This window comes from Paenibacillus lentus (assembly GCF_042714055.1).
Taxonomy (GTDB): domain Bacteria; phylum Bacillota; class Bacilli; order Paenibacillales; family Paenibacillaceae; genus Fontibacillus; species Fontibacillus lentus_A.
In genome coordinates, this window is record NZ_JBHGVC010000007.1 from 37,701 (window position 1) to 49,924 (window position 12,224).

The 12,224-nt window shown below is 46.9% G+C and carries 10 protein-coding genes; 9 read left to right on the forward strand and 1 reads right to left on the reverse strand.

Annotated features, from left to right (window positions below):
• The first annotated feature begins 162 nt into the window (after positions 1 to 162).
• The 6 genes from ACE3MQ_RS16840 to ACE3MQ_RS16865 all read left to right on the forward strand — a co-directional run bounded on the left by ACE3MQ_RS16840 (position 163) and on the right by ACE3MQ_RS16865 (position 7,400).
• Positions 163 to 801, forward strand: coding sequence for a nitrite reductase (locus tag ACE3MQ_RS16840; RefSeq protein WP_379394687.1), 639 nt, complete (start codon positions 163 to 165; stop codon positions 799 to 801).
• 263 nt (positions 802 to 1,064) lie between these two features.
• Complete coding sequence (locus tag ACE3MQ_RS16845) at positions 1,065 to 1,841, forward strand: NUDIX hydrolase (protein ID WP_379394689.1); 777 nt, start codon at positions 1,065 to 1,067, stop codon at positions 1,839 to 1,841.
• Positions 1,842 to 1,960: 119 nt separating this feature from the next.
• Entirely contained in the window at positions 1,961 to 2,542 is a 582-nt protein-coding gene (locus tag ACE3MQ_RS16850) for a cysteine hydrolase family protein (RefSeq protein ID WP_379394691.1), read from the forward strand.
• Positions 2,543 to 2,544: 2 nt separating this feature from the next.
• Entirely contained in the window at positions 2,545 to 4,047 is a 1,503-nt protein-coding gene (locus ACE3MQ_RS16855; protein ID WP_379394693.1) for a nicotinate phosphoribosyltransferase, read from the forward strand.
• A 122-nt stretch (positions 4,048 to 4,169) separates the two neighbouring features.
• Positions 4,170 to 4,997 carry an ammonia-dependent NAD(+) synthetase gene (nadE, locus tag ACE3MQ_RS16860; RefSeq protein WP_379394695.1) on the forward strand — a complete coding sequence of 276 codons (828 nt, stop codon included), beginning with the start codon at positions 4,170 to 4,172 and terminating at the stop codon, positions 4,995 to 4,997.
• Between the two features lie 153 nt (positions 4,998 to 5,150).
• Complete coding sequence (locus ACE3MQ_RS16865) at positions 5,151 to 7,400, forward strand: ATP-dependent helicase (RefSeq protein WP_379394697.1); 2,250 nt, start codon at positions 5,151 to 5,153, stop codon at positions 7,398 to 7,400.
• A gap of 73 nt (positions 7,401 to 7,473) precedes the next feature.
• On the opposite strand, the gene ACE3MQ_RS16870 is transcribed toward ACE3MQ_RS16865, so the two are convergent.
• Positions 7,474 to 8,778 (reverse strand): 6-phospho-beta-glucosidase, encoded by a 1,305-nt coding sequence (locus tag ACE3MQ_RS16870; RefSeq protein ID WP_379394699.1) that lies wholly within the window; start codon positions 8,776 to 8,778, stop codon positions 7,474 to 7,476.
• 227 nt (positions 8,779 to 9,005) lie between these two features.
• Between ACE3MQ_RS16870 and ACE3MQ_RS16875 the strand changes: the two genes are divergently transcribed.
• The 3 genes from ACE3MQ_RS16875 (at position 9,006) to ACE3MQ_RS16885 (ending at position 12,219) form a co-directional block, all read left to right on the forward strand.
• Complete coding sequence (locus ACE3MQ_RS16875; protein ID WP_379394701.1) at positions 9,006 to 9,899, forward strand: carbohydrate ABC transporter permease; 894 nt, start codon at positions 9,006 to 9,008, stop codon at positions 9,897 to 9,899.
• 1 nt (position 9,900) lies between these two features.
• Positions 9,901 to 10,740, forward strand: a complete 840-nt coding sequence (locus tag ACE3MQ_RS16880) for a carbohydrate ABC transporter permease (protein ID WP_379394703.1) — start codon at positions 9,901 to 9,903, stop codon at positions 10,738 to 10,740.
• A 123-nt stretch (positions 10,741 to 10,863) separates the two neighbouring features.
• Positions 10,864 to 12,219 (forward strand): ABC transporter substrate-binding protein, encoded by a 1,356-nt coding sequence (locus ACE3MQ_RS16885; RefSeq protein ID WP_379394705.1) that lies wholly within the window; start codon positions 10,864 to 10,866, stop codon positions 12,217 to 12,219.
• The last annotated feature ends 5 nt before the right edge of the window (positions 12,220 to 12,224 follow it).

Consider the following 12,224-nt stretch of genomic DNA (forward strand, 5'->3'; position numbering starts at 1 on the left):
TAATGAAGATGAAATTAAGAGCTTACTTCAGATATAGGCAAGATACGAAAGCTGCTGGATAATGCTCCAGCAGTTTTATTTATATACAGTTGAATACCTACCTGGGGTATGGTATTATTAGTTCGTACCGTTAATTCTTCTTAAATGAATAGGAGAGAGGATATGGAGGATTCGAATGTTAAGTTAGCCATTAATGGAGGCATTGCATTTGGTTCAAAATTGAATGCAAAACAGCTGGCTGTCATTACAAAATACATGGATGAAAATGACGAATTAGAATTAACCACTTTTCAGCAATTATATATTACTGTGCCGGAAAGCAAGGTAGCGATGCTTAAGGAAGAGTTCGATCAGGTTGGACTTGCGTGTTATCCTGTTGGAAACTTTGTAAAAAGCTTAAGGACCTGCAACTTTTGCAAAGGAGCCGAGGAAGAAGGCATGCCTGTAGCGATTGAGCTGAATAAAATATTGGCGGGCAGGCCAGTTCCTTTTACACTTCGCCCTTCATATACAGGCTGCCCAATTGGGTGCGGGGAGCCTTTAATTCATGATATAGGCGTAATGAAGATCAGAGGCGGATACAATCTTTATATTGGCGGTAAATCAAAGGGGGCAGACGCCAGGGCAGGCACTTTGATATTGGAACAGGCGACACCTGAGGAACTATATGATGCTGTAGATAAAATCATTGATATCTATTCGCAGCAAGGCAAAAGAAGAGAGCCCTTTGCTAAATTTGTAGATCGTTACGGGTTTGAAAATATACACAAGTCGATTATGGGGTCGTCATTATGGCTCTGACGTGCAGGCCATTCACAGGGGAGAGAGGAAACGTTGAACCAGTGATCTTCCCCTGAGCGGAGAACATGCTGCGCAAGCAGTGCAGGATGGGAAATAAATAATTGCAAAAGGGCTGGAGATGCATCGGGGCTTCCGGGAAGCTTCCGAACATGCTCCAGCCTTTATTTTTTCGTAACATTGACAAAAGGATATAACATGAATATAATACAATTAACAAATCGTTAATTGTTAAATGAAAGCCTTAGAGGAGGCCTGACCGCCGCATGTCCAATGAACAGGCATTGCAGCAATACGACGTTAAGAAATATAGAACACCTGACGGGTACACCTCAGATATTGCAGTATTCACCATTAGATCAACGAAAACCGAAATGTTTAAGCCTCCCGTCATGGAGCTCCAAATTATGCTTATTAAACGGAGCATGGTCGATAGTGAAGGACGCCCCAATATCGAAGCAGGCAAATGGGCTCTGCCCGGCGGCTTCGTCGGCCCGGACGAGACGGCCTTCCAGTCGGCTGCCCGGGAATTGAAAGAGGAGACTGGCGTAGATCATATTCATCTCCAGCATTATGGCGTATACGACGCTCCCGGACGTGATCCGCGAGGCTGGATCATCTCCAATGCGCATTATGCCATCGTACCGGAGCACCAGCTTGCTCATCGCAGAGCCAATGATGATGCGAGCGAGGTTGAGCTTTTTTCCGTAGAAGATGTCCTGAAGCTGGATCTTGCCTTTGACCATGCACAAATTATCGCTGATGCGATTGCAGTCATCCGGCACAAGCTTCTGGAGACGACGGTGGCCAAGGAATTTCTGCCGGCAGAGTTTACGTATTCTGAGCTCCAAGCCGTGCTGCTTACCGTGACTGAGGATTCCGCCATCGCTTTGGACGCTGCCTTTGCCCGCAAAATTAAAACCTTGCCTTTTATACAAGAAATCGCAGGGAAGAAAACAACGCGCACATCGAAGAAGCCTACTCAGTTGTATCGTTTTGTAGAGGTAGAAGTAAATAACTCGATTTATCATGCCAGAAAGTAAATTTTTTTAGAAGTACAGCTAATCGCGGTCTGGCTCCTTAGAAAATACGTCGAATGACGTTTTTCTTTAAAACATTAATTAACAAGAGGATAAGTGTTAAGTTAACAAAGGAGGAGTTTATGATGATTATCAACAAGAAAAGAGCGTTGATCAATGTAGATTATACGTATGATTTTGTGGCTGCGGATGGAGCATTGACTTGCGGCGAACCGGGTCAAGCGATCGAAGAGCGAATGGTTGAGCTTACTAAGGAGTTTATTGAACGGAATGATTTTGTGGTGCTGGCGATTGACATGCATAAGCGAGGGGACACGCTGCATCCGGAGACGAAGCTGTTTCCTCCGCATAATATCGAAGGAACAGCTGGACGGAAGCTGTATGGAGCGTTAGATGCGGTGTACCAGACCTATAAGAATGACGAAAACATGTATTGGATGGATAAGACTCGATACAGCGCATTTGCGGGCACGGATCTTGAACTGGCCCTCCGCGCCAGAGGGATAACCGAGCTTCATTTGGTTGGGGTATGTACGGATATATGCGTGCTGCATACGGCAGTGGATGCTTACAACAAAGGCTTTGAGCTCGTTATTCACGCAGATGCCGTGGCGAGCTTTGACCCGGAAGGGCATGCGTGGGCACTAAGGCATTTCAAAGGAACGCTCGGCGCGACGATTCTGCAGCAGAAGGAGGAGAGGTAGAAATGAGCAGCCAGACAAACATTCAGCTTCCCCAGCCGCCTTATGCGGATGACGGACTTGCCCTGCATACGGATAAATACCAGATCAATATGGCCGAGGCCTATTGGCGGGATCAAATGCATGATCGTAAAGCCGTATTCGATGTCTATTTTCGCAAAATCCCATTTCAAAACGGCTATGCCGTCTTTGCCGGACTGGAGCGGGTCATCCGCTATCTTAAGGAATTCCGTTTTACAGAGAGTGATTTAGCCTATCTAAAAGAGGAGGGCTATGGCGACGATTATCTAGCCTATCTCGAAACGCTTCGCTTTACGGGAACGGTTCGTTCGATGAGGGAAGGAGAGCTGGTTTTTGCGAATGAACCGATCATGCAAATCGAAGCTCCGCTAGCGGAAGCGCAGTTAATCGAAACAGCCGTACTGAATATCGTCAACTATCAAACGCTGATTGCAAGTAAAGCCTCGCGGATTAAACAAGTGATCGAGAACGGGATAAGCATGGAGTTCGGCACCCGCCGCGCCCAGGAGATGGATGCCGCGATTTGGGGCACGAGGGCCGCTTATATTGCAGGCTTTGAAGCAACATCGAATGTGAGAGCCGGCAAGCTATTTGGCATCCCTACCGTCGGTACGCATGCCCATGCCATGGTTCAGGCTTACCGCGATGAATATACCGCTTTTCGCAAATACGCAGAATGCCATAAAGATTGTGTATTCCTGGTGGATACGTATGATACGCTGAGATCGGGGGTACCTATCGCCATCCAGGTAGCCAAGGAGTTCGGCGATCGAATCAACTTCAAGGGCATCCGCCTGGACAGCGGGGATCTGGCCTATTTCTCGAAGGAAGCCCGCAAAATGCTCGATGAGGCCGGCTTCCCTGAGGCGAAAATTTACGCCACGAACGATCTCGATGAGCATACGATTATGAACCTGAAAGCGCAGGGCGCGAAAATCGATGTATGGGGCATCGGCACCAAGCTGATTACCGCTTACGACCAGCCAGCTCTCGGGGCAGTTTATAAATTGATTTCGATCGAGGATGAGCATGGTAAAATGGTAGATACGATCAAAATCAGCTCGAATCCTGAAAAAATTACAACGCCTGGGCGTAAAAAGGTCTACCGTATTATCAACAAAGGAAACCAGAAATCGGAAGGCGATTATATTGCCCTGGAGTACGAAAATCCGCAGAACGAGGATCGTCTTAAAATGTTCCATCCCGTTCACACGTATATCGCCAAATTCGTCACGAATTTTGAAGCGAGAGAGCTTCACCAGACGATTTTTGAAAACGGGGAATTGGTATATGAGCTTCCAACTCTTCAAGAAATCAGACAATTTGCAGCGGATAATTTACATGTGCTGTGGGAGGAATACAAGCGTCTATTGAACCCGGCCGAATATCCTGTTAATTTAAGTCAAGACTGTTGGGATAATAAAATGAAGCTTATTGAAGAAGCCCAGCAAAAGGTTCAGCAGCGTATGGCGAATCAGGATGGCTAGGAGGAAGTTTTGATTCGGGAGTGATGGCTTTTCAGGCCGATAAGGGTAATGTTAATTTTATGAAGAAGAATATGAATCGACTCAGGGCAGCTAGTTCGACAGGTAGAAGGGAGTAAGTTTCAATGCCAATAGATAATACTCAGAAGCAAATTACGGAAGCATTGCACGTCAAGCCAAGCATTGATGTAAAAGCGGAAATTCGCAGCCGGATCGACTTTCTCAAGGCATACTGCAAGAAAGCCGGTGCAAAAGGCTATGTGCTGGGGATCAGCGGAGGACAGGATTCCACACTGGCTGGCCGGCTGGCGCAATTGGCGGTTCAGGAGCTGCGTGCCGAAGGCTACGACGCGACCTTCTATGCCGTACGCCTGCCTTATGGCGTGCAGCAGGATGAAGACGATGCCGAGGCGGCGATGGCGTTCATTCAGGCGGATCAAGAGTTCGTCGTGAATATTCAGGAGCCCGTTCTGGCTTTTGCTAACGTGGTTGAACAAAGCACAAATCTCAAATTATCCGATTTCAATAAGGGCAACGCTAAAGCGCGCATGCGGATGATCGTTCAATATGCCATTGGCGGGGAGACCGGCTGCCTGGTTATAGGTACGGATCATGCCGCTGAATCCATCACGGGCTTCTTCACGAAGTTCGGCGACGGAGGGGCGGATGTTCTTCCTCTAGCGGGGTTGACGAAGGGGCAGGGGCGCGAGCTCCTTATGGAGCTGAAGGCTTCGGAGCGCTTATATTTGAAAATACCGACAGCTGATCTGTTGGACAACAAGCCTCTGCAGGCAGACGAAACCGAGCTTGGAATCAGCTACGAAGTGCTTGATCAATACTTGACGGGAAATGCCGTTGCTCCGCAGGATCAAGCAAGCATTGAGAAGCGGTATGCCGTATCGCGGCATAAGCGAGAGCTCCCGGCCACGCCGTTCGATACGTGGTGGAAATAAGGTTCTCCATTCCATTTTGAGATGGCAACCTTCCCATGCTCTGATATAATGAATAAATGAGTGAAGTCGAGCAGATTCAGAATTCGTTTCTGACAACTGCTCGGCTTCTTATTTGTCCCACCTAAGAAATGGAGTAAATTGAAAGGAATCATCATGCAGCGAGAACATCCCTTTTTCATACGTAAAAAACAGCAGATCGCTGTTCATCTTAATGAAGTACAGCAGCAAGCGGTGCTGCATACGGAAGGCCCGCTGCTGTTGCTTGCGGCACCAGGCTCGGGCAAGACGACGACATTGCTGATGCGGGTCGGCTACCTTATCGAGGAGAAAGGGGTGCAGCCTTCACGAATAAAGGCGATCACCTTCAGCCGGGCTTCGGCCGGGGATATGAAGGAGCGGTTTAAGCGGCTTTTTCCAGAGCTGCCGTCCGTAGACTTTTCAACGATTCATAGTCTAGCCTTTGAAATTGTGCGAGAGTGCTTCCGTGCCCAAAGAACTTCCTTCCAGATTATCGAGGGGCATGGAGCGGCGCATGATATGGAACCGGGAGAAGCAGGTGACCCAGCGGCTCCCTCCCTGCATAAAAAATTGATATTGCGCGATATTTTTAGAGCAATCACGGGTGAAAATATCACGGATGATCAATTGGAGGAGCTAACGACTTATATTAGCTATATCAAGAATAAAATGATCCCAGAAAGCAAGTGGCGCGATGTGACCTGCAGCGTACGTCATGCGGATCAAATCCTCAGCGCGTATGAGAAATTCAAGCGAGAGCATCCGAACGGCCTGCTTATCGATTTTGACGATATGCTGACGCTGGCCCATGAAATTTTAAGCAAAGACGCCCGGCTGCTCTGTAAATATCAGCGGCGCTACGATTATATGCTCACGGACGAAAGTCAAGATACGTCGCTGGTACAGCATGCGATTGTCGAGAAGCTCGTTATGGAGCATCGCAACCTATGCGTGGTAGCGGACGATGACCAGTCGATTTATAGCTGGCGAGGGGCGGAGCCGTCTTATTTGCTTCAATTTGGACAGGTGTATCCGGAAGCCCGGATTTTATATATGGAACAGAATTATCGATCTTCCAAAAATATTGTCGAGACGGCCAATCAGTTCATCCAGCGGAATAAAAATCGCTACGACAAGATAATGTTCACACATAACGATGAGGAACAGCCGATCTCCATCAAGACTCTGCCCGACTATAAGCAGCAAACGAAGTATTTGGTCGAGGAAATCCGCAAGCTGGACAATCTGGGTGAGGTTGCCGTGCTCTATCGGAACAATTCATCCTCCCTTGATTTAATGAATCAATTTGATCGGGCAGGAATTCCGTTTTATATGCGCGATGCAGATAATCGCTTCTTTTCACATTGGGTCGTGCAGGATATTCTCAATTTCATGAGGATGTCGTATACGGATCGGCGGCCTGATATTTTAGAGGCCATTCATACGAAATTTAATGGCTATATTACGAAGCAGCAGATGGCAGCATTAAAGGAGATTCACAACAATGAGTCTGTATTTGATAATTTGCTGAGCTATGTCCCGCTGCAGGACTATCAGTTGAAGCAGCTGCCGCAGTGCAAATGGATCTTTGAACAGATGAAGGGCATGCCGCCTTTAGAGGCGATTGACGTCATCAGAACGAAGCTAGGCTATGATAAAGCACTCGATAAAATGTGCGAGCGGCTGGGCTTCCGGAAGGAATATTTGCTAGGCATCTTGAACTCGCTGCAGGAGATTGCGGAATCTTTGAATTCGATGGAGGAATTCGCGCAGCGCCTCAAGCACTTGGAGGCCTTATTGAAGTCCTCGAAGTCCAAAAAGGGTCAGCATGCCGTTACCTTTTCAACCTTTCACAGCGCCAAAGGCTTGGAGTTCAAGCATGTATATATGATCGATTTGGTTAACGGCATCATTCCGTCGAAGGAAGATCTTAAACATCGGTCGGGGGATCGGAATAGCGAGCTGATGGAGGAAGCGGCCCGTCTGTTCTATGTCGGTATTACCAGAGCCAAGACCCGTCTTGAGCTGCTGACTTATCAGCAAAGGGAGGGAGAGAAGGCAACGGAGTCTGCATTTGTATCCGAGGTGCGGGATATTCAGAATCCTTCGAAGCTTGCTGCTAGGAAGCCGGTCGATCAGGGGCAAGCGAGGAACTCCAGACAGGCAACGGCTGTGCTGTACAACCCGAATGCTATCCAATCAAGAACCGCCTTGGTACAGGGAAGGCAAGTGCTGCATCATGCATTTGGGGTAGGAAACATTGTGAAACTTGAAGGAGAGATTATAGAAATCCAATTTACGAACGGAATCAAGCGGTTATCGATAAAGACATGTCTGGATATGGGATTGCTTGAGCCCATCCCGTTCGAAGAGTCGAGGAAATGAATCTCTGCAGAGAGGGCAAGACCATACAAGCACCGGGCAGGCTAATCAAGCCGATCCGGTGCTTGTATTGCTGTTAATCTCTAAAAAATTGCGGCAAGTAAGCTTTGTTAGCTTCGAGCATTTCATCCAGAAGCGGTATGGCGACTTCAACTGAAGGAACAAGCGGGTGATGAACCATCGCCATCAACGCCTTCTCCCAGTCCCCAGTGACAGCAGCGTCAATGGCCAGACGCTCGTACGTTTTGACGGCGTGAATTAGTCCTTTGATATGCTCCGGCAGTCCGGTAATCGGCAGAGGAAGCGGCCCGTTCTTCGTAATGACACAGTTGACTTCAATGACCGCATCATCCGGAAGGAAATCAATGATTCCTCGATTGGCGACGTTCAAGGTCTGAATGTCCCTGGTGTCATTATAGAGTGAACGCATTAAATTAACAGCGGCTTCAGAATAATAAGCACCGCCTCGCTGCTCTAATTGCTTCGGCTTATCTTGCAGATGGGGATTTTTATACAGTTCGAACAGTTCATTCTCTACCCGCTTCACGACTTCGGCGCGTGTTCCGTTGCCGGAATGCGATTTCAATTGCTCATCCAGCATCGTCCCCGTCATATAGAAATATTTCAGATAATAGGAGGGCAAGGCACCCAGGGCGGATAGAAATGTCGGATCCCAACCATGCTGCGGCACATTGCTGGCGGAGTATCCTTCTCGATCTTGCAGCAATTCAGGGAGCTTGTTCTCTCCGTCAATCTCGATTCGTGTTACCCAGTGCAGATGGTTCAGTCCGGTAAACTCTGCATAGATTTGGTCTGGAGAGACGCCATATCGGGAAGACAGCCATTTCAGCAGCCCGATCGGCGCATTGCATAGACCGATACTACGTACTTTGGAATAACGGCTGATGGCTTCCGTAACCATTCCCGCGGGATTGGTGAAATTCAGGAGCCAGGCATTTGGAGCCAGCTCCTCAATGTCACGGCAAATATCCAGCAGAACAGGAATTGTCCGCAGCGCCTTCATCATGCCGCCCGGCCCGGTCGTCTCTTGGCCGATGACTCTGTATTTAAGAGGGATTGATTCATCAAGTGCACGCGCTTCGAGCATACCGACACGCATCTGTGTGCTGACGAAGTCAGTGCCTTCAATAGCCTTGCGGCGATCCGTGGTGAGATGAACCTCGATGGGAAGTCCTGATTTCTCGACCATTCGTTTGGCTAGCTCTCCGACCGTAGTTAATTTGTGAAGTCCTTCCTTAATATCTACGAGCCACAATTCGCTTACCGGAAGCTGATCGTAATATTGGATGAAGCCTTCGACCAGCTCAGGTGTATAAGAAGAACCACCGCCAATGACGGCGATCTTAAGTCTTTTTGTCATTGCTGTCACTCCTCTGTTATTTTGAGATCCATCATAGGACAGTGTTCCGTGCGGAACAAGCCGCTATTTTTACATAAATGAATACTATTTTGCGCAATTCTATGATCCGAATCAATAAGTAAAAATAGTATTAGAATTCATAAAAATAGAAGCTTATGAATGCAAGGCCATTTTTCTATAATAAGGGGCATATTCTCAAATTTATTAACGGAGAGTGGTGATGCAACATGCTTTTAAAGAACAACAGGAAACTTAGGAATACGGTGGCGGGCTATTTATTTGTATCCCCCATGCTGCTTGGAATAATAGTGTTCACCCTGTTTCCCATTATCGCTTCGGTCATCTTAAGCTTCACTGACTGGCGGTTTGTCACGGGATTTGACAAGATCAAATTTATTGGGATCGGCAACTATATTCAACTGTTCGGGGATAATGGCTTCAGACAATCACTGATGAACAACTTTATGATTATGCTGGTTATTCCGATAACGCTTGCTATTTCACTAGTGCTGGCTTATATCATCAACAGCAAAGTGTACGCCAAGAACTTATTTAAAGTCATTTATTTTATGCCGGGCATTTCCAGTGTCGTAGCGGTAGCGGTCGTTTTCCAAATTATTTTCCACCCGTCATACGGACCGGCAAATAGTTTGCTGCATGCGCTGGGCGTTGAGAATCCGCCGATGTGGCTCGCAGATCCGACATATGCCCTTCCTTCAGTCATGTTTATCATGGTCTGGATCGATCTGGGCTATAACATGATTGTCTATATTGCCGGGCTGCAAGGTATACCGAGGGATTTGTATGAAGCAGCCGATATTGATGGAGCCACGGGATGGGTGAAATTCCGACGAATTACCGTGCCTATGTTGTCTGCAACTACGTTCTTTCTACTGATTACTGGCATAATCGGTTCCTTTAAGGCGTTCAGTCTCATTAAAGTCTTAACGGACGGGGGGCCATCCCATTCGACATCAACGATTGTATACGATCTGTACGATGCTGCCTTTATCAACTTGAAGACAGGGTATTCTTCAGCGATGGCGATTGTTCTCTTCTTCTGTGTACTTCTGATTACAGCGATCCAATGGTATGGACAGCGGAAGTGGGTGAATTACTGAGATGAATACCGTAAATCGGATCGACGTCAAAAAGATAATCTACACGGTAATTCTTGGCATGGCCGGTCTCATGTTCATGATGCCGTTCATCTGGATGCTGTCAGCCTCCTTTAAGCCGGAAGGAGATGTGTTTAATTATCCGATCGAATGGATTCCAAGACATTGGAATGCGATAGAGAATTACCGTGAAGTATGGTTTGGAAAAGCGAACTTCTTGCGTTATTATTGGAATTCGATCAAGATCTCAGGATTAACCACCTTATTCTCATGTATCGTATCCAGCCTTGCGGCTTTCGGTTTCTCGAAGATCGATTTCCGCGGGAGAAACACCGTGTTCTTTATGGTGCTTGCGCTATATATGATTCCGCATGAAGCGACATTAGTACCGTTATTTATTTTATATCGCGAGCTAAACTTGTACGATACGCACACAGGATTGATCCTTATGGGAAGCTTCAGTGTTCTGGGAACATTTATGCTGCGGCAATTTTTCATGGGTGTGCACAACGAGTATATCGAGTCTGCTCAGCTGGACGGAGCTGGATTCTTCAAAATATTTATGCGTATCGCGTTACCACTCTGTAAGCCAGCGGTGATTACGTATGCAATTTTGCGATTTATCTGGACATGGAATGATTATCAGGGGCCGCTTATCTTCCTGCGCAGTAGTTCGCAGTACACGGTACAACTCGGAATCAGCCAATTCGCTGATGCTCATGGCGAGTTCTATTCCTTGATTATGGCCGGATCGGTATCGGCTATTCTTCCGCTCTTGATCGTATTCATTCTCGGGCAGAAACAGATTATTGAAGGAATTTCACTCGGTGGAGTGAAGGGATAAAAATAGACGATTTGATAAAGAGGTAAAGATAACACTACGAATTGGTAAAGAAAATTGAATTTCAGTTCCCTCTTAATTTGTTACTTTGTAGATAGAGCTTCACATATATAAGGAGGGTTCATCATGAGAAGGAAATGGTTTTCATTAACGATGTCCGCAGTTCTTATGCTTGGTCTACTATCCGGATGCGGCAGCAAAGACAGTAATGGAGGCAATTCCGCTGCGGGCGGGGAGAACAAAAACGGTAATAGTTCAGCAGAACAAGTCACCATCAAGTGGCACAGCTGGTATACCGATGAGGAAGTACAACCGATTATTAAGGCATTCGAAGCCGAGAATCCGGGAATCAAGGTCGATTATGTCACACTTATGGAGAACGGGACTTCTAATGAGTCGATGAACAAACTGGACATGCTGATGTCTTCCGGTGAAGATATGGACGTTGTTCATTTTAATGGCCCTGAGCCTTACTCCAGTCGGGCTAGTCTTGGCCTTGTAGAACCTCTAAACAGCTTCTTTGATAAAGAGGGGGTAAAATATGAGGATGAATACAAAGCTGATGCAGCCATTGGCGGTGATATTTTTGCGATACCGGGAAGCTATGAAGATCGTTTCGTGCTTCTAAACAAGTCCTATCTGGATGAAGCAGGCCTGCCTGTCCCTACAGACTGGACTTGGGAAGAGTTCCAGGATTATGCCAAGCAGCTGACAAAGGGGGAAGGGGCAAACAAGCGTTACGGAACCTACTTCCATACCTGGCCTGAATTTGCTTCACTATGGCTCAACAATCAACAGGAGAATAACAAAATTGTGTTGAGTGACGGAACCGTCAATGTGGACAATGATCTGGTCAGACAATCTCTTCAAATGCGCTATAACATGGAGAATGTTGATAAAACCGCAGTTCCTTATGCAGACGCGGTATCCCAGAAGCTGCATTATCGCCAACTGTATATGACAGGTAAAGTAGGGATGGTCATCATTGGCAACTGGATGGCGGCAGAGTCTGGCGGTACAGAGAAGCTTCCAGCAACGTTCCAGACGGTATTTGCTCCTTATCCGCGTAATAGCAAGGAAGACCCGATTGGCTATAATCCAGCAGCAACTGATTTTTTGGGCATCTCGGTTCACTCGAAGCACAAGGATGAAGCCTACCAATTTATTCGTTTCTATACGACAAAAGGGCTCGATGTTCAAGGCAAGCAGTTCTCGGCTTGGAATGGACAAGTTCTGGACAAGAAAATTGATGATGTGCTAGCTAATGCGTTAACACCTGAGAACGTGGATAAAGATAGTCTGCTCTATACGATGGAGAATAGCAAGTCAGCCAAAGCGAGCATTCCTCCCTTCTATCAGGCAGAACTGGACGGGGCATATAAGAACGAATATGAGCTGTACTTGTTACACAAACAGGACTTGGAAACAACGATTCAAAACTCGGTAAAAGCTTTGCAGAAAATTGTCGACAATAACAGATAAATAAT